At 65.9% G+C, this 17961-nt stretch carries 13 protein-coding genes; 4 read left to right on the top strand and 9 right to left on the bottom strand.

Going from position 1 to position 17961, the window contains the following annotated elements:
• Window positions 1–20: 20 nt before the first annotated feature.
• Together kdsA and pyrG are read right to left on the bottom strand one after the other, a co-directional pair.
• Window positions 21–875, bottom strand: coding sequence for a 3-deoxy-8-phosphooctulonate synthase (gene kdsA / locus GTP77_RS13760; RefSeq protein ID WP_161072722.1), 855 nt, complete (start codon window positions 873–875; stop codon window positions 21–23).
• Window positions 872–2548 (bottom strand): CTP synthase, encoded by a 1677-nt coding sequence (gene pyrG, locus GTP77_RS13765; protein ID WP_161072723.1) that lies wholly within the window; start codon window positions 2546–2548, stop codon window positions 872–874. The genes kdsA and pyrG overlap by 4 nt, the downstream gene beginning before the upstream one ends.
• A 222-nt stretch (window positions 2549–2770) precedes the next feature.
• On the opposite strand from pyrG, the gene GTP77_RS13770 reads away from it, so the two are divergent.
• The gene (locus tag GTP77_RS13770) at window positions 2771–3172 is read left to right on the top strand and encodes a PRC-barrel domain-containing protein (protein WP_161072724.1); all 402 of its coding nucleotides are present in this window, start codon (window positions 2771–2773) and stop codon (window positions 3170–3172) included.
• A 34-nt stretch (window positions 3173–3206) separates the two neighbouring features.
• Here GTP77_RS13770 and GTP77_RS13775 read toward each other — a convergent pair whose 3' ends face one another.
• On the bottom strand, window positions 3207–3611 hold the full coding sequence (locus GTP77_RS13775) for a GNAT family N-acetyltransferase (RefSeq protein ID WP_229202189.1): 405 nt from the start codon (window positions 3609–3611) through the stop codon (window positions 3207–3209).
• A 102-nt stretch (window positions 3612–3713) separates the two neighbouring features.
• The gene (locus GTP77_RS13780; RefSeq protein ID WP_161072725.1) at window positions 3714–6911 is read right to left on the bottom strand and encodes an error-prone DNA polymerase; all 3198 of its coding nucleotides are present in this window, start codon (window positions 6909–6911) and stop codon (window positions 3714–3716) included.
• Between the two features lie 100 nt (window positions 6912–7011).
• Between GTP77_RS13780 and GTP77_RS13785 the strand changes: the two genes are divergently transcribed.
• Complete coding sequence (locus tag GTP77_RS13785; protein ID WP_161072726.1) at window positions 7012–7851, top strand: PhzF family phenazine biosynthesis protein; 840 nt, start codon at window positions 7012–7014, stop codon at window positions 7849–7851.
• Window positions 7852–8009: 158 nt separating this feature from the next.
• Window positions 8010–10388 (top strand): TonB-dependent receptor plug domain-containing protein, encoded by a 2379-nt coding sequence (locus tag GTP77_RS13790; protein WP_228893542.1) that lies wholly within the window; start codon window positions 8010–8012, stop codon window positions 10386–10388.
• A gap of 67 nt (window positions 10389–10455) precedes the next feature.
• Here GTP77_RS13790 and coaD read toward each other — a convergent pair whose 3' ends face one another.
• The 5 genes from coaD to GTP77_RS13815 form a co-directional block, all read right to left on the bottom strand.
• Window positions 10456–11595 carry a pantetheine-phosphate adenylyltransferase gene (coaD, locus tag GTP77_RS13795; RefSeq protein WP_161072727.1) on the bottom strand — a complete coding sequence of 380 codons (1140 nt, stop codon included), beginning with the start codon at window positions 11593–11595 and terminating at the stop codon, window positions 10456–10458.
• A gap of 66 nt (window positions 11596–11661) precedes the next feature.
• Complete coding sequence (locus GTP77_RS13800; protein WP_228893543.1) at window positions 11662–13029, bottom strand: ATP-binding protein; 1368 nt, start codon at window positions 13027–13029, stop codon at window positions 11662–11664.
• Entirely contained in the window at window positions 13026–13685 is a 660-nt protein-coding gene (locus tag GTP77_RS13805; protein WP_161072728.1) for a response regulator, read from the bottom strand. Before GTP77_RS13805 ends, GTP77_RS13800 begins: the two co-directional genes overlap by 4 nt.
• 21 nt (window positions 13686–13706) lie before the next feature.
• The gene (locus GTP77_RS13810; protein WP_161072729.1) at window positions 13707–15215 is read right to left on the bottom strand and encodes a Do family serine endopeptidase; all 1509 of its coding nucleotides are present in this window, start codon (window positions 15213–15215) and stop codon (window positions 13707–13709) included.
• 184 nt (window positions 15216–15399) lie between these two features.
• Entirely contained in the window at window positions 15400–15858 is a 459-nt protein-coding gene (locus tag GTP77_RS13815; protein WP_161072730.1) for an Hsp20 family protein, read from the bottom strand.
• A 211-nt stretch (window positions 15859–16069) separates the two neighbouring features.
• Here GTP77_RS13815 and GTP77_RS13820 point away from each other — a divergent pair, with 211 nt between their 5' ends.
• A complete protein-coding gene (locus GTP77_RS13820) occupies window positions 16070–17959 on the top strand; it encodes a M61 family metallopeptidase (RefSeq protein ID WP_229202186.1) in 1890 nt (629 codons plus the stop codon).
• Window positions 17960–17961: the final 2 nt, after the last annotated feature.

Genomic DNA, 17961 nt, shown 5'->3' on the forward strand with positions numbered 1-17961 from the left:
TCTGTATGCTCAGTGATAACTTAGTTAAAACTGGTTTCCAGGAAGCCCGCCTTCTTGGTCACGCGGTCCAGCTCGATCAGCACCGACAGCAGCTCCTTCATGCGGCCCAGCGGCACCGCGTTCGGGCCGTCCGACAGCGCGGTGGCCGGGGTCGGGTGGGTTTCCATGAACAGGCCGGCCACGCCCACGGCCACGGCCGCGCGCGACAGCACCGGCACCATCTCGCGCATGCCGCCCGAGGAGGAACCATTGCCGCCCGGCAGCTGCACCGAGTGGGTGGCGTCGAACACCACCGGGGCGCCGGTTTCGCGCATGATGGACAGCGAGCGCATATCGGACACCAGGTTGTTGTAGCCGAAGGAGGCGCCGCGTTCGCAGGCCATGAAGTTGTCTTCAGGCAGATTCTTGGCGGCCGCCGCTGCGCGCGCCTTGGCGATCACGTGCTTCATGTCGCCCGGGGCCAGGAACTGGCCCTTCTTGATGTTCACCGGCTTGCCCGATTCGGCGCACGCGTTGATGAAGTCGGTCTGGCGGCACAGGAAGGCCGGGGTTTGCAGCACGTCCACCACGGACGACACCACTTCGATTTCCTCGATGGTGTGCACGTCGGTCAGCACCGGCACGCCCAGCTCGCGCTTGACGTCGCCCAGGATCTCCAGGCCTTTTTCCATGCCCGGACCACGGTAGGACGTGCCCGACGAACGGTTCGCCTTGTCGAAGGACGACTTGTAGATGAAGGGAATGCCCAGCTCGGTGGTCATTTCCTTCAGCGCGCCGGCCACGTCGAACGCCATCTGGCGCGACTCGATCACGCAGGTGCCGGCGATCAGGAAGAACGGCTGGTCGAGGCCTACGTCAAATCCGCACAGTTTCATGCTGCGTCTCCTTCCAGTTGGACTGCATGCAGACCCTTGGACGCTTTTTGCGCCAGCGCCGCCTTGATATAGGACGTGAACAGCGGGTGGCCGTCGCGCGGGGTCGATTTGAATTCAGGGTGGTACTGCACGCCCATATACCATGGGTGCGCGTTCTCGCCGGTGCGCGGCAGTTCCATGATTTCGCACAGGTCTTCGGTCGGGGTGCGCGCGGCAACCACCAGGCCGGCGGCTTCCACGCGGCCCAGGTAGTGGTTGTTGGCTTCGTAGCGGTGGCGGTGGCGCTCGGTCACCACGCTGCCGTAGATTTCCGATGCCAGCGTGCCCGGCTTGACGGCGCAGGCTTGCGCGCCCAGGCGCATGGTGCCGCCCAGGTCCGACTTCTCGTCGCGCTTTTCAACCTTGCCGTCCAGGCCTTGCCATTCGTCGATCAGGGCCACCACAGGCTGGTCGGTCTGCGGCTCGAACTCGGTGGAGTTGGCGTGCGTCAGGCCGGCCTTGTGGCGCGCGTATTCGATCAGCGCCACCTGCATGCCCAGGCAGATGCCCAGGTAAGGGATCTTGTTTTCACGGGCGAACTGGGCCGCCATGATCTTGCCTTCCACGCCGCGCTTGCCGAAGCCGCCCGGCACCAGGATGGCGTCGTACTTGGCCAGCTCGGCGCAGCCGGTGGTCTCGATCTCTTCCGAGTCGATGTACTCGATGTTGACCTTGGACTCGTTGTGGATGCCGGCGTGGCGCAGCGCTTCGGTCAGCGACTTGTACGACTCGGTCAGCTCCACGTATTTGCCGACCATGCCGATCGACACTTCCGCTTTCGGGTGCTCCAGCGTGTAGATCAGCTTGCTCCACACGGACAGGTCGGCCGGGGCCGGGTTCAGGTCCAGCGCTTCGCAGATGATGGCGTCCAGGCCCTGGTCGTGCAGCATCTGCGGCACTTTGTAGATGGTGTCCACGTCCCACACCGAGATCACGGCCTGCTCTTCGATGTTGGAGAACAGCGAGATCTTGGCGCGTTCGTCTTCCGGAATGGCGCGGTCGGCGCGGCACAGCAGCGCGTTCGGCGAGATGCCGATTTCGCGCAGCTTCTGCACCGAGTGCTGGGTAGGCTTGGTCTTCAGTTCGCCGGCCGAGGCGATGAACGGCACCAGGGTCAGGTGGACGAAGGCGGTGTTCTTGCGACCTGCGCGCAGGCTCAGCTGGCGCGCCGCTTCCAGGAAGGGCAGCGACTCGATGTCGCCCACGGTGCCGCCGATTTCGCACAGGGCCACGTCGTAGCCTTCGGCGCCGCGGCGGATGTAGTCCTGGATTTCATTGGTGATGTGCGGAATCACCTGCACGGTCTTGCCCAGGTACTCGCCGCGGCGTTCCTTGCGGATCACGGATTCGTAGATCTGGCCGGTGGTGAAGTTGTTCACCTTTTTCATGCGGGTGGAGATGAAACGCTCGTAGTGGCCGAGGTCGAGGTCGGTTTCCGCCCCGTCGTCGGTAACGAAGACTTCACCGTGCTGCATGGGGCTCATGGTGCCCGGATCAACGTTGATGTACGGATCGAGCTTGAGCATGGTGACTTTGAGGCCGCGCGATTCGAGGATCGCGGCGAGGGAGGCGGCGGCTATCCCTTTACCAAGGGAAGACACAACGCCACCGGTGACGAAGACATATTTGGTCATTGCGGGTCGGTGCCGAACGGCACGTGCGGGAAATTGAAATTATAGCGCAAATTGCGCGATTCTTCATCAGTACGGCTGCAAATAGCCCGAACGCCCGCTCTATTCCTCAGTCTCGGCTGATAAAAACGGCAAGATTGCATACTGTGTTGGACAGCGTACAGAGCCGCCGACAGGCAGGCCGCAAAATGGGTTTTCAATGACATTTCCACAACGGAGGACGACATGAGCTACGAAGAACGCGATGCCTACGGCATGTATGTAGACCGGGGCCACAAGGGCCCAGGTCCTGAACTGATGGGCGCCGACACGCTGATCGGCGACCACGTGCACAATCTGCAAAACGAGCACCTGGGCGAGATCAAGGAAATCATGCTGGACATGCGCTCGGGCAAAATCGCCTACGCGGTGATGGCCAGCGGCGGCGTGTTCACGCTGGGCGAGCGGCTGTTCGCCGTGCCCTGGGAGGCACTGACGCTGGACACGGTGAACAAGCGCTTCACGCTCAACATCGACAAGGACCGCATCGACAACGCGCCCGGCTTCGACACCGAGCACTGGCCCAATATGGCCAACCAGGCCTGGGCTGCCGAGATCCACAACTATTACGGCACCAGCGCCCGCTAGATCTTAGCCGCCGCCGTACCAGGCAAGCCTGCTTTCACGCGCCCTCTCCGGGCGCGTTTTGTTCCAGCCGCATCGGCACGTAGGCAATGCCGTGCTGCTCAACGCGCGGGCCGGTGGCGGCGAAACCGAAGTGCTGGTACATGGGTACCGCGTAGACGGAAGCATTGACCGTCATCGCCTGCGCCGCCGGCACCGCCGCGCGGGCCGTATCCCACAGCTGCCGCGCATGGCCCTGGCCATGATGGCGCCGCGCCACGTACAGGTGGAACAGATGCGTGCCGTTGCGCAGCGCGACCACGCCAGCCAGGCCATCATCAAGCCAGCCGGTCCAGTATTGATACGCCTCGCCCGTCACATAGCGCTCAATCGCCTCGGCCGCCATGCTCAGCATGAATTGCTCCGCGCCCGCGCCGTCCGGCGCCAGCGTCATAAACGGCATCAAGTCGTGAATCAGCGCGCTGATCGCCCCCGCATCCCCTCGCTCCGCCTTCCGCATTAACATTTTATCCATGCCGCCATTATGCCAAAACTGGCAAGGCGATTAGCAAAAGTCGCGGCTGACGGTGGGCAGGCTGCCGAGCAGGTGGCTCATGTCCACCAGGCGCTTGGCCACCAGGTGGCGCACGATGCCTTCCTGCTGCCACACGCCGTACACCCCCAGCAGCTGGGCGCCCAGCACTTCCTTGCGCTGCTGCTCCACCAGCGACGGCCAGATGATCACATTCACGTTCCCGGTCTCGTCCTCTATCGTGATGAACAGCACGCCCTTGGCCGTGCCCGGCCGCTGCCGCACGGTGACGATGCCGCAGCCGCGCGCGAGCTGGCCGTTGCGGTAGCTGTTCAGCGTGGACGCGGGCATGAAGCGGTGGTCCAGCAGCGTGGCGCGCAGCAGCGCCAGCGGATGGCGGCGCAAGGTCAGCCGCTGCGCGCGGTAGTCGCTGACGATGTCGTCGCCTTCGCTGGGCGGGCGCAGCTGCGGGACTTCCTCGTCCGGCTCGGTGGGACGCAGCAAGTCCTTGTCGGGCACGGCGCCGGCGGCTTCCCACAGGGCCTGGCGGCGGTTGCCGGACAGGCCTTCCAGCGCGTTGGCGCCGGCCAGCACTTGCAGGTCGTGCCGGTCGAGGTCGGCGCGCCGGGCCAGGTCGGCCACGCTGGCGAAGGCCCGCACGGCGCGCGCCTGTTCGATGCGCCCGGCGCTGTCGGGACGCATGCCGCGCAGCACGGAAAAGCCCAGCCGCACGGCAGGCTGGCTGCGCGCGCCGGCCTCTTCCTCCAGCGCCGAGTCCCAGCTGCTGATGGCCACGTCCACCGGCCGCACGATCACGCCATGGCGCCTGGCGTCCTGCACCAGCTGCGAGGGACCGTAGAAGCCCAGCGGCTGGCTGTTGAGCAAAGCGCACAGGAAGGCGGCCGGCTCATGGCATTTGACCCAGGAACTGGCGTAGGTCAGCAGCGCGAAACTGGCGGCGTGCGATTCGGGGAAACCGTATTCGCCGAAGCCCTGGATTTGCTCGCAGATGGCTTCGGCAAACGCTTTGTCGTATTGATTCCGCACCATGCCTTCGACGATTTTCTTCTGGTACTTTTCGATATCGCCCTTACGCTTCCAGGCTGCCATGGCGCGCCGTAGCTGATCCGCCTCCCCCTGGGTGAAGTCAGCGGCGATCATGGCGATCTGCATCACCTGTTCCTGGAAGATGGGGACGCCCAGCGTGCGCTGCAGCGCCCCTTCCAGGCGCGGCTGGTACTCGATCAGTGAGGGGTCCATGCGGCGCTGCAGATAGGGATGGACCATGCCGCCCTGGATCGGGCCCGGCCGCACCAGCGCCACCTCCACCACGAGATCGTAGAACACCCTCGGCCGCAGGCGCGGCAGCATGCTCATCTGCGCGCGCGACTCGATCTGGAATACGCCTATGGTGTCGGCCTCGCACATCATGTCGTAGGTTTGCGGGTCTTCGCGCGGGATGTCTTGCAGGCGGAACAGCGTGCCACGCCGCTCTCCGATCAGATCCAGTGATCGGCGCAGCGCTGACAGCATGCCTAGCGCCAGCACGTCCACCTTCATCAGGCCCAGTTCCTCCAGGTCGTCCTTGTCCCACTGGATCACGCTGCGGTCTTGCATGCTGGCGTTCTCGATGGGCACCAGACGCGACAGCTTGTCTTGCGCGATGACAAAGCCACCCACGTGCTGCGACAGGTGGCGCGGCATGCCGAGGAACTGGAAGGCCAGCGAGGCCCACTGGTGCGCGACCTTCGATTCCGGATCCAGCCCGCTTTCCCCGAGCCGGGCCAGCAAGTCCTGCTTGCTGTCAAACCAGCGGTGCGACTTGGCCACCTTCTCCACGATGGCCAGGTCCACGCCCAGCGCCTTGCCGGCGTCGCGCAGCGCGCTTTTGGGCCGGTAGCAGATGACCGTGGCGGCCAGCGCGGCGCGGTGGCGTCCGTACTTCGCATAGATGTACTGGATCACTTCTTCGCGCCGCTGATGTTCGAAGTCCACGTCGATGTCCGGCGGCTCGGCGCGCTCGCGGGAAATGAAACGCCCCACCAGCAGCTTGCTTTGCGCAGGATCGACCTCGGTTACGCCCAGGCAATAGCATACGGCCGAATTGGCCGCCGAACCGCGTCCCTGGCACAGGATGCCCTTCGAACGGGCGAAGCGCACGATATCGTACACGGTGAGGAAATAGAACTCGTAGCCCAGTTCGGCGATCAGCTCCAGCTCCTCCTCGACCTGCTGTTGCACCTGTTCCGGCATGCCGTGCGGATAACGCGTTTGCGCGCCGATATAGGTTTCGTAACGCAGATAGCTGGCCGGCGTGTGGCCTGGCGGCACCAACTCGTGCGGATATTCGTACTTCAGTTCGTCCAGCGAGAACTTGCACAGTGCGGCGATGCGCACGGTTTCGTCCAGCGCGGCGCGGGGATAGAGATTGGCCAGCCGCAGCCGCGAACGCAGGTGCTGCTCGGCGTTCTGCGCCAGCTCGTAACCACACTCGGCCACCGGGCGGCCCACACGCACCGCCGTCAAAGTGTCCAGCAGCGGCTTGCGCGAGCGCACGTGCATGCGCACATTGCCCACCGCCGTCACGGGCAAGCCATGCTGCCACGCCACCTCGTCCACGCTCATGCGGTGCGCCTCGTCGAAGGCGTGCTGCAGCAGGTTCAGGCCTATCCAGGCGCGGCCGGGGAACTGCGCCGCCATCCAGGCCGCCTGCAAGTGCAGCGCGTCCACGTCTTCCGGCTGGTCGGATGGATAGCGCGGCAGCAGTATCAGCAGGCAGTCCGGCAAGCCCTTCAGGTGCGCCTGGGCCGGCTGCGGCGCGGCGATGTCGTCCAGGTAGAGCTTGTAGCTGCCCTTGACCACGCCTTCCCGCATGCGCGCCAAAGTGATGAGTTCGGACAGGTTGCCATAGCCTGCGCGGTTTTTCGCCAGCACCAGCAGCGACAGCCCCGGCGAGCCATCCGGCTTGCTCAAGTGGAAATGACTGCCTATCAGCAAGGGGAATGGCGGCGCTCCGTCCGGCGTGGCGCGCTTGGCCGCCCCGTGCGCCCGCACCACGCCCGCCAGCGAACACTCGTCGGTGATGGCCAGCGCGGCGTAGTCCAGCTGCACGGCGCGCTCAGCCAGCTCCTCGGCATGGGAAGCGCCTTGCAAAAATGAAAAGTTCGTCAGGCAAAACAGTTCCGCATAGGCTGGCAGGCTGCTGGCTGGCGACGGCGAGGGGGACGGCATGGCTCAAGAATACTGTATATAAATACAGTATTGTACGCGCATCGTGCGGCGCTGGACAGTCTGCGCTATGCTATCCGGCCCGGCAATTTAAGGTACATATATGCAACGCACCGTCCATGAACTGAAATGCTTCGGCAGCCGCCCCGGCGAGGGCAACGCGGCCCTGGTGGTGCTGGGGGACGCGTCCAGCGAAGCCCAGCGGCAGGACTTTGCCCGGGCGCAGAACCGCAGCGCGTGCGTGTTTGTGGATGCCGTGGCTCCTGCGGACGGAGGCGGTGCCGCAGCCCAGGACGCGCTGTTCGTGCTGGATTACTACTATCCGCACATGCGCAGCCCGCTGTGCCTGCACGCGACGCTGGCGGCGGCGCGCGTGCTGCTGCGCGAACATGGCGCGCCGCTGGCGGTGCGCACCGCCCTGCGCGGCCAGCTGCTGCACGTGTCCGAGCGCGGCACGGATGTGTTTGTCCGCCTGCAGCGCCAGCCGACGCCGGACGTGGTCATTCCGCCGGACTTGCCTGCCGCCCTGCTCGGCCAGCCCAGCTTGCGCCTGGCTTCCGCGCCGGCCATCGCCTCGGTCGGCAGCCCCAAGCTGCTGCTGGAACTGGACAGCGCGGCTGCCTTGCAGGCCCTGCGCCCGGATCTGGCGCGCATCGCCGCCTGGGGCAAGGAGCACGGAGTGAGTGGTTGCTACGCCTACGCGCGCCGCGGCGACGGCAGCTTTGAAGGCCGCAACTTCAACCATCTGGACCCGGCGCTGGAAGACAGCGCCACCGGCGTGGCGGCCGGCGCGCTGACCGTGCACCTGGGCCGCGCCCTCACCCTGCACCAGGGCGCCGCGCTGGGCCAGCCCTGCGTGCTGCGCACCGAATTGGACGGCGGCCGCGCGGACGGCGAACACATATTAATCGGCGGCGCGGCCGCATTCCTGCGGCCCCACTGAGCGGAAAGCCTGTCACATACACCATTTTTTCAGGCGCACAATAAAAATAGTGTATGTGTGCTGAAATTGAAACAAAGAGGCAGCAAGATACGGTTCGTAACTTTCAGTTGAACGTGCTGAGCTATAAAATCAGCGAAATCTTTCATCTGGAGAAACACGTGCCTACTATTTCCGCCCTCCGCCGCGCCGTTCTGCTCAGTCTGTACGGCAGCGCCGCCCTGGCGACCATGGCCCCGGCCGCCCAAGCCCAGAGCGCCGACGCCAGCGCCAGCCCCATGCAATCAGTCAATGTGGTGGGCTCGCGCCGCGCCACCAGCTCCGCCACCGACACCGTGGTGCCGGTCGACGTGATCCCGATGAACAAGGCGGCCGAGCAAGGCGCCCAGTTCGACCTGTCGCAGACGCTGACCTATATTTCGCCGTCCTTCAACTCCACCCGCCAGACCGGCGCCGACGGCGCCGACCTGGTGGACTCGGCCGCGCTGCGCGGCCTGAGTTCGGACCAGACCCTGGTGCTGATCAACGGCAAGCGCCGCCACACCGCCGCGCTGGTGAACATCTTCGGCGCGCGCAACCGCGGCAGCACCGGCACCGACATGAACACCATCCCGACCATGGCCATCAAGGACGTGCAGATCCTGCGCGACGGCGCGGCCGCCCAGTACGGCTCGGACGCCATCGCCGGCGTGATGGACATCGGCCTGAAGAAAAACATCGGCTGCGAATCGTCGGTGGGCTACAGCCAGTACTCGGCCGGCGACGGCAAGAACTACATGGCGTCGGCCTACTGCGGCTTCGCCATGGCCGGCGGCACGGTGGGCGTGACCGGCGAATACCTGGACCGCGGCCGCTCCAACCGCGCCGAGCCGGGCAACCCGCGCACCATAGGCGATTCCAAGTCCGAGAACCAGACCGTCTACGTGAACGGTGAAATTCCGGCCGGCGCGGGCGGCAAGTTCTACTTCACGGCCGGCCTGCAGCAGCGCGACGCCTCCAGCGGCGCCTGGGCGCGCGACGGCGTCGACGACGTGCCGACCCGCAACTCGGCCGCCATGTACCCGAACGGCTTCGTGCCCTTCATCAACGGCGAGCTGGACGACCGCTACGGCATCATCGGCTACCGCAGCAAGCTCGGCGAGTGGAACACCGACCTCTCGCAGACCTACGGCTACAACCGCCTGAAGTACAACATCAGCAACACGCTGAACGCGTCCATCGCCAACCTGCCGGCCAACAAGGGCATCAGCCCGAGCAGCTTCAACGCGGGCGGCTTCTCCTTCCAGCAGACCACCACCAACGCCGACGCCAGCCGCTACTTCGAGGGCCTGGTGGGCGACGGCATGAACGTGGCCTTCGGCGCCGAATACCGCCGCGAGCAGTACAAGATCTTCGCCGGCGAGCCGGGCTCGTATATCGACGCGGACGGTCCCGGCGGCGGCAATGCCGGCAGCCAGGGCTTCCCCGGCTTCCAGCCGGGCGACGTGACCAACGCCAGCCGCCACAGCACCGCGCTGTACCTGGACCTGGAAGCGGACCTGAACAAGAAAACCAAGCTGCAGGGCGCGCTGCGCTACGAGAAATTCAGCGACTTCGGCTCCACCGTGACCGGCAAGCTGGCCGGTTCCTACAGCGTGAACGACGCGGTGCTGCTGCGCGGTTCGGCCAGCACCGGCTTCCGCGCGCCGTCGCTGCAGCAGGCGCACTTCTCGTCCACCTACACCGACTTCGTGGGCGGCAAGCCGACCGACATCTCGATCACCCCGGCCGTGGGCGCGGTGGGCCAGCTGGCCGGCCTGCCGCCGCTGAAGGAAGAAAAGTCGCGCAGCTTCACCCTGGGCGCGACCTGGACCCCGAGCGGCGCGCTGTCGGTCACGGCCGACCTGTACCAGATCAAGATCAAGGACCGCATCGTGCTGTCCGGCCTGTTTGACGACAGCAACTACCCTACCCTGGCCGCCAAGCTGGCCACGCTGGGCGTGGGCGGCGCGCAGTTCTTCGTCAACTCGGTCGACACCAAGACGCGCGGCCTGGACCTGACCGCGTCGCACCGCGGCGCCATCGCCGGCAACAAGCTGACCACCTTCCTGGCCATGAACTTCGGCAAGACCGAAGTGGACGCCATCCACGCCCCGGCCGCGCTGAAAGGCTACGAGGACGTGCTGCTGTCCGAGCGCGAGCGCCTGTTCCTGGAACAGGGCGGCCCGCGCCGCAAGGCCACGCTGGGCTTCGACCTGACCACCGGCGCGCTGGAGACCGACTTCAAGATCATCCACTTCGGCCCGCAGACCCTGGGCACCTGGAGCGGCACCGCCTCCGGCGTGGCCAACCAGCGCTACGCGCCCAAGACCTCGGCCGACCTGGGCTTCACCTACAGCTTCAGCAAGAACACCAAGCTGACCTTCGGCGCGAGCAACATCTTCAACGTCCATCCTAGCGTGCAGGATCCGAACGAAACCGACAACGGCTTCAAGTACGAAAGCGTGCAGTTCGGCCTGAACGGCACCTCCTACTTCGGCCGCCTGTGGGTCAAGTTCTAAGCTGATTCCGGCCTGGCCAAAACGCCCGCCGCAGCAATGCGCCGGGCGTTTTTTTGCGCCTGCCAGTCTAGAGGACGGCGATTTCGTCGCTCATGTTGAGGATGGCCTGGGCATTGTATTGTTCGGCGAAGAAGGGGTCGCCGAACAGGGTGCCGGCTTCGGCCTTGTGGCGCAGATAGGTCAGCACCTGGCCGCGCTGCAGGGCGTAGCGGTCGTCGGAGATGTGGCGGTATTCGGCGCGGATGCCTTGCGTGTAGTGGCGGTACACGTCCTCCGCCTGCCCCAGGATCGCCAAATCCACGCTGAGCATGGTTTCCTTCAGCGGGTGCGCCACGCCGGCACTCTGGAAGTGGTCGGTGGCGCGTATCAGCGCGGCCACGTCGGCGGAGATGTCCGGCCCCAGGCCGCTGGCCAGCCATTGCCGCGCGCTGGCTTCCTCGTTCGACAGCCCGCTACCGGCGCCATGGTCGTACACCGCGTCGTGGAACCAGAAGGCGGCGCGCACGATGTCGGCGTCGCGCCGCGCCGGGCCGACGTTGGCGCTCCAGGTGCGGATCTCGGCCAGGCCGTGCACCAGGTGGTCCAGGTTGTGGTAGTGGCGCTCCGGGCCGCCGTAGGCGCCGGGGCCGGTCAGGCGCTCGAACCAGGCGTCGGCGTTGGCGGCGGCCGCAGGATCGGCCGCGGCGCCCTGCCACAGCGCGTCCCATTCCTTGCGCAGCCAGCTGATGATCCAGGCTTTGTAGGCCGGCGCGGGCACGAAGTTCTTCATGGTCCAGTTCCAGCCCACCGGCCCTTCCAGCGCCTTGACGAAGCTGGAGCTGACGGAGCCGAGGTCGCGCGGCGGCATCACGAACAGGGTCTTGGCGCCGCCGATCACGTCCACATTGGTCTGCTGGATCAGGTTTTCATAGTCGAAGTCGGCGGTGGTGCGGATGCCGCGCACCAGGTAGTCGATGCCGTGCTTCTTGGCCACGCGCGCCGTGTAGTCGCTCTTGACGATCTGCACCTGCACATTGTCCCAGCCGCGCTCGGCGCAGCTCTCGGCGATGATGGCCTTGCGCTGCTCGGCCGAGAACTTGGGCTGCTTGGTGGAGTTCTCGGACAGGAACACCACCACCTCGTCCGCAATGGAACGCGCCTCGCCTATCACCCACATATGGCCATTGGTGATAGGGTCCAGGGTGCCCGAAAAGCCGATTTTCTTCATGCGCCGCTCCACTGCCGAGGTAAAACGACATTCTAGCCGGGCGCGGCCTTTCCGGTTACAGGAAACTCAACTTTTAGGAAACTCGACTCTGACCTGCAAGCCGCCCAGGCGCTCGGACTGCCCCAGCACCAGCGCGGCGCCGTGGCGCTCGGCGATGGCCTTGATAATGGCCAGCCCCAGCCCGCTGCCGCCGGCCGCGCTGCCCGGCACGCGGTAGAAGCGGCTGAACACGCGCTCGCGCTCCTCGGGCGAAATGCCGGGGCCGCTGTCCTCGACGCACAGCACCGGGCCGCGTTCGCCCTGCAGCACTTCCACGTCCACCGTGCCGCCGGCCGGCGTGTACTTGATGGCGTTGTCGATCAGGTTGCGCAGCAGGATCAGCAGCGCGTCGCCCTGCCCCGCCACGCTCAGATCGTCGGCGCGCGGCAGGCCCAGGTCGATCTCGCGCGCCTGTGCGGCGCCCGCCATGTCGCCCAGGGTGCGCTTGGCCAGGTCGGCCAGGTTGACCTGGTCGAATTTCTGCTCGGCGCCGCCGGACTCCTGCCGCGCCAGCACCAGCAATTGCTCCACCAGCCGCGTGGCGCGCTCGATGCCGGCCGTCAGGCGGCCCACCGCCACCGCGCGCGCGGACGCGTCCTCGGCGCGGTCCAGGCTCAGCACCTGCAGCTTGAGCGCGGCCAGCGGCGAGCGCAGCTCGTGCGCGGCGTCGGCCACGAAATGCTGCTGCGCGTCAAAGGCGGTGCGCACGCGGCCGAACAGCAGGTTCAGTTCGTGCACCAGCGGCCGCACCTCGTCCGGCAAGTCGTTCTCGGACACGGGCGACAAATCGTCCGCCTGGCGCGCCGCCACCTGCTTGCGCACGCGCGCCACCGGCGCCAGCGAACCGCTGACCACCCACCACACCACCAGCATCAGCAGCGGCGCCATCAGCGCGATGGGCGCCACCGTGCGCAGCGCCAGGGCGCCGGCCATGCGCTGGCGCACCGCCATGTCCTGCGCGATCTGCACGGTCTGGTTGCTGGTCTGCACGGAGAAGATGCGGTAGGTGGCGCCGCGCACGCGCACATTGGAAAAGCCCAGCACGGCGCGCTGCGGCAGCTCGGCGCGGGACAGCGAACGGAACACCTGCACGCCGTCCGGGGTCCACACCTGCACCACCATGTCGTCGTTGCCGGGGTCGGCCGCCGGGTCGTTGGCGTGGTTGGCCAGCGGCGCGCCGGAACGCAGCGACAGCGCCATCTGCTGCATGTGGTAGTCGAAGATTTCGTCGGCGTCGCTGCGCGCGCTGCGGTAGGCGATCAGGGCCTGGGCCATGGCGGCCAGCACGATGGCGGCCAGCAGAAACCACAGCAGGCGCGCGCGCAGCGAGTGCGAGACCGAACGCGACACGGACTTGCTGACCGACTGCGACATCGACGCGACGGAGACCTTCATGCCTTGGGCACCATGTAGCCCAGGCCGCGCACGTTCTGGATCAGCTCGCTGCCCAGCTTCTTGCGCAGGCCGTGGATATACACTTCCACCGCGTTGCTGTTGACTTCATCCTTCCAGCTGTACAGCTTTTCCTCCAGCTGGGCGCGCGACAGCACGATGCCGGGGCGCGCGATCAGCGCCTCCAGCACCGCCCACTCGCGCGCGGACAGGCTGACGTTCTGGCCGTTGGCGATCACCTCCCGCGTTTGCGGGTTGATCATCACGTCCTTGTGCTCGAACACCGGATCGGCGCGGCCGGCCGAACGGCGCAGCAGCGCGCGGATGCGCGCCAGCAGCTCGTCCAGGTCGTAGGGCTTGAGCACGTAGTCGTCCGCGCCCGCGTCCAGGCCGGCGATGCGCTGCTCGACCGCGTCGCGCGCCGTGGCCACCAGCACCGGCGTGATCTCCTTGCGCGCGCGCATGGAGCGCAGCACTTCCAGGCCGTCCTTGCGCGGCAGGCCCAGGTCCAGCAGCACCAGGTCGTAGGTCTGGGTCTGCAGGGCCGTGTCGGCCATGTCGCCGTCCTTGACCCAGTCCACCGCGTAGTGCTCGGCGCGCAGCAGGTCCAGCACCACCTCGCCTATCATCGTATCGTCTTCCACCAGCAGCAGGCGCATGGCTATTCCTTGTATTGTTTATTAACCGATCCGCACCGGAATGAAGATCTTCTCATCCCCGCGCTGGATCAGCAAGGCCACCGACTTCTCGGACTTGGCCATCACGTCGCGCACCTGCTCGATGGTGTTGACCGCGCGCCCGTTCACCGACAGCAGCACGTCGCCCGGCTGCACGCCGGCGTAGGCCGCCGCGCCGCCCGCGCCCTCGATCAGCAGGCCGGAATTGATGCCGGACTGGCGCTTCTCGACCGGGTCCAGCGGACGCAGCTGCAAGCCCAGCTTGACCTTGCTGCTGGCGCCGTCGTCGGCGCGGGCCACGTCGGCGACCTTGTCGGCGGCGTTGCCCAGCTTGCCGCTCAGCTCGATGGCCTTGCCCTGGCGCCACACTTCCAGCACCACTTTCTCACCCGGCAGGGCCACGCCCACCACGGCCGGCAAGTCGCCCGAGGCGATAATCTTCTGGCCGTTGATCTTGCGGATCACGTCGCCGGACTTCAGGCCGGCCTTGTCGGCGGGGCCGCCCGGCTCCACATTGGCCACCAGCGCGCCTTCCGGCGTATCGAGCTTGAAGGAATCGGCGAAGGCCTGGTCCACCTCCTGCACCGTCACACCCAGCTTGGCGTGCGCCACCTTGCCGGTCGATACGATCTGGTCCTTGATTTTGGTGGCCACGTCGATCGGAATCGCGAACGACAGGCCCTGGTAGCCGCCGGTCTGGCTGTAGATCTGCGAGTTAATGCCGATCACCTCGCCGCGCGTGTTGAACAGCGGGCCGCCCGAGTTGCCGGGATTGACCGCCACGTCGGTCTGGATGAAGGGCACATAGCTGTCCTCGGGACCGAGCGAGCGGCCCTTGGCGCTGACCACGCCGGCCGTGACCGTGCTTTCCAGGCCGTATGGCGAGCCGATGGCCAGCACCCACTCGCCCACTTTCAGGTCCTTGGTGCGGCCCAGCGGCACCACCGGCAGGTTCTTACCTTCAATTTTCAGCACCGCCACGTCGGTTTTCGGGTCCGAGCCCAGCACCTTGGCGCGGTATTCGCGGCGGTCGGTCATTTTCACCGTCACTTCGCTGGCGTCGCGCACCACGTGGGCATTGGTCAGGATCAGGCCGTCGGGGCTGATGATGAAGCCGGAGCCGACGCCGTGGGTGGGCACCGAACGTTCACCGCGCTGCTGGCCGGGCTGCTGCTGGAAGCGGCGGAAGAATTCGAAGAAGGGATCGTCGCCGAAAGGATCGCGGCCACGGCCCTGCGCGCCGTCGAAGGCGGTCTTGGTGCTGCCGGTGACGCTGATATTGACCACGGCCGGGCCGTTGCGTTCAGCGATGACGCTGAAGTCGGGCATGGAGATCATGGGCGCGGCCACCGGCGCGGCGGCCTGGGCGGGCGCGGGCGCGGCGGGCGAGCTGGCAGCGGCGCCGGCGCTATTTTGCTGCACCACCACGGCACCGCCGGCACCGAGAGCGCCAAGTACGGCCAGGGCAGCTACGCCACGTTTCATGGTGACGGAAACAGGTTGGTTTTGCATGTCTGCACTCCTGATAAATGGTTGATCGCGGGGCTTACCGATGTAGCCAATATGGGGGATGAGACTTAGGCGCCGCTTAATATTCCAAACCGTTACTTACGGTTACAGCTGCACGCCGGACGTGCAACTGGCCGGATTGCCCGGCCAGTGTGTACTACCTCGTTACAGCTTTACCGCAGGCAGCTTAAGCGGCTTGGCGCTGCTCCAGCGCGGTCACGTTTTCCGTGCCGTCGATGACGATTTTGCGCGGCTTCAGCGCTTCCGGCACTTCGCGCACCAGTTCGATGGTGAGCATGCCGTTGTCGAAGGCGGCGCCGGTCACTTTCACGTGGTTGGCCAGCTGGAAGCGCTGCTCGAAATCACGCGCCGCAATGCCGCGGTGCAGATAGGTGCGCTCGACGCCGTCGCGCTGCTTGCGGCCCACGATGTGCAGGCTGTCGCGCTCGCTGGTGATGTCGATCTCGCTGCGGTTGAAGCCGGCCAGCGCCATCACAATCCGGTACTGGTCTTCGGAGACCAGTTCGATGTTGTACGGCGGGTAGCTGGGCTGGGCGTCGCCGCGCTGGGCGTCGTTCAGCAGCTGGGCCAGGCGGTCAAAGCCGATAGCGGAACGATACAGTGGTGCCAGGTCAAAAGTACGCATGATGATATCCTTTTCAAGTTAAGCGATATGGTCTTCCGGTCCCCTTCTGGGCCACCGGTGCATCCGATATACGGCTGCCGGCCTCCCCTTTCAAGGGCTCTTTTTCAAAAATTTTTTCGACGCTTTGCGAGAAACAGTTTGAAATAAAGCCGTGTTTCCTGCGTGCTACACTCGGCTCCTTTAGTCCTCTCCTTTCCGCTCCATGACTGTTATGCGCAAAACCCTGCTGGCCCTGCTGCTCAGCGCCGCCCTGACCGCCCAGGCCGATACCATCCCTGCCCCGGTCGACCAGCCCTACCCCGGCACCATCGTGCTGAAGGTGGACGCGTCCAATACCGCCCAGCAGATTTTCCGCATCAGCGAAACCATCCCGGCCAAGCCCGGCAAGCTGACCCTGCTGTACCCACAATGGGTGCCGGCCAACCATGGCCCCAGCGGTCCGCTCAACCAGCTGGCCGGCCTGAAGTTCAGCGCCAACGGCAAGCCGCTGGCCTGGAAGCGCGACACCGTCAACGTGCACGCCTTCCACCTGGAAGTGCCGCGCGACGCCAAGGCGGTGGAGGTGGAATACCAGTACCTGTCGCCCACCGAAGCCAACCAGGGCCGCACCACCATCACCAGCGAGATCCTGGGCATCCAGTGGCATTCCATGGTGCTGTACCCGGCCGGCCACAGCACGCGCCGCATCACCGTGCAGCCCAGCCTGACGCTGCCGGAAGGCTGGCAGTACGGCAGCGCGCTCGAGACCGCCGAACGCCAGGGCGACACCGTGCAGTTCAAGGCGCTGGACCTGGAGACCATGGTCGACTCGCCGCTGTTCGCGGGCCGCTACTTCAAGCGCTACGACCTCGACCCCGGCGCGAAAATCCCGGTGCACCTGAACGTGGTGGCAGACACGGCCGAAGCGGTGGAGGCCAAGCCGGAGCAGATCGAACTGCACCGCGCCATGGTGCAGCAGGCCTACAAGCTGTTCAACTCGCAGCACTACCAGCACTACGATTTCCTGCTGGCCCTGAGCGAGGAATTCGGCGGCGTGGGACGCGAGCACCACCAGTCCAGCGAAAACGGCGTGAAGCTCGACTACTTCACCGAATGGAACAAGGCCGAGTCCGTGCGCGGCCTGCTGCCGCATGAATTCACGCACTCTTGGAACGGCAAGTTCCGCCGCCCGGCCGACCAGAACGTGCCCAACTTCAACACCCCGCTGCAGAACAGCCTGCTGTGGGTGTACGAAGGCCAGACCCAGTACTGGGGCCAGGTGCTGTCGGCGCGCTCGGGCATCCAGAAGATGGAAAGCGTGCGCGACATCATGGCCGCCAACGCGGCCCGCTACGACCACATGCAGGGCCGCAGCTGGCGCCCGGTGCAGGACACCACCAACGACCCCATCATCAACGGCCGCCGCCCGCTGGGCTGGACCAACTGGCAGCGCAGCGAGGACTACTACAACGAAGGCGCCCTGATCTGGCTGGACGTGGACACCAAGATCCGCGAAATGTCGAACGACACCAAGTCGCTGGACAACTTCGCGCGCAACTTCTTCGGCATCGACAACGGCGCCTACGTGGCCAACCACTACACCTTCGAGGACGTGGTCAAGGCGCTCAACGCCATCCAGCCGCACGACTGGGCCGCCTTCCTGCGCACCCGCCTGGACGGCACCGGCGCCGCGCCGCTGGACGGCTACGCGCGCGCCGGCTGGAAGCTGGTCTACACCGACACCCCCACGCCCTACCTGAAGGCGGTGGAGGAGCGCAGCAAGTCGGCCGACTTCCAGTACTCGCTGGGCTTCTCGCTGAACAGCGAAGGCAAGGTGGAAGCGCTGCAATGGGAAGGCCTGGGCTTCAAGGCCGGCATCGGCGGCGGCACCACGGTGCTGGCCGTCAACGGCACCGCCTACAAGGCCGACGTGCTGCGCGCCGCCGTCACCGCCGCCAAAACCGGCGGCAAGGCGGACAAACCGATCGAACTGCTGGTCAAGAAGGGCGCGAAATACCGCACCATCCTGCTCGACTACCACGACGGCCTGAAGTACCCGCGCCTGGAACGCATCCCCGGCACGCCGGACCGCCTGCAAACCATCCTCTCGCCGCTGAAATAAGC

It is taken from the genome of Pseudoduganella aquatica (assembly GCF_009857595.1).
Lineage (GTDB): Bacteria > Pseudomonadota > Gammaproteobacteria > Burkholderiales > Burkholderiaceae_D > Rugamonas > Rugamonas aquatica_A.

What these genes read in the sequence shown, in the direction of transcription:
- kdsA (WP_161072722.1), bottom strand. Translation starts at nt 875, where the DNA reads ATGAAACTGTGCGGATTTGACGTAGGCCTCGACCAGCCGTTCTTCCTG.
- pyrG (WP_161072723.1), bottom strand. Translation starts at nt 2,548, where the DNA reads ATGACCAAATATGTCTTCGTCACCGGTGGCGTTGTGTCTTCCCTTGGT.
- GTP77_RS13770 (WP_161072724.1), top strand. Translation starts at nt 2,771, where the DNA reads ATGAGCTACGAAGAACGCGATGCCTACGGCATGTATGTAGACCGGGGC.
- GTP77_RS13775 (WP_229202189.1), bottom strand. Translation starts at nt 3,611, where the DNA reads ATGCCGTTTATGACGCTGGCGCCGGACGGCGCGGGCGCGGAGCAATTC.
- GTP77_RS13780 (WP_161072725.1), bottom strand. Translation starts at nt 6,911, where the DNA reads ATGCCGTCCCCCTCGCCGTCGCCAGCCAGCAGCCTGCCAGCCTATGCG.
- GTP77_RS13785 (WP_161072726.1), top strand. Translation starts at nt 7,012, where the DNA reads ATGCAACGCACCGTCCATGAACTGAAATGCTTCGGCAGCCGCCCCGGC.
- coaD (WP_161072727.1), bottom strand. Translation starts at nt 11,595, where the DNA reads ATGAAGAAAATCGGCTTTTCGGGCACCCTGGACCCTATCACCAATGGC.
- GTP77_RS13800 (WP_228893543.1), bottom strand. Translation starts at nt 13,029, where the DNA reads ATGAAGGTCTCCGTCGCGTCGATGTCGCAGTCGGTCAGCAAGTCCGTG.
- GTP77_RS13805 (WP_161072728.1), bottom strand. Translation starts at nt 13,685, where the DNA reads ATGCGCCTGCTGCTGGTGGAAGACGATACGATGATAGGCGAGGTGGTG.
- GTP77_RS13810 (WP_161072729.1), bottom strand. Translation starts at nt 15,215, where the DNA reads ATGCAAAACCAACCTGTTTCCGTCACCATGAAACGTGGCGTAGCTGCC.
- GTP77_RS13815 (WP_161072730.1), bottom strand. Translation starts at nt 15,858, where the DNA reads ATGCGTACTTTTGACCTGGCACCACTGTATCGTTCCGCTATCGGCTTT.
- GTP77_RS13820 (WP_229202186.1), top strand. Translation starts at nt 16,070, where the DNA reads ATGCGCAAAACCCTGCTGGCCCTGCTGCTCAGCGCCGCCCTGACCGCC.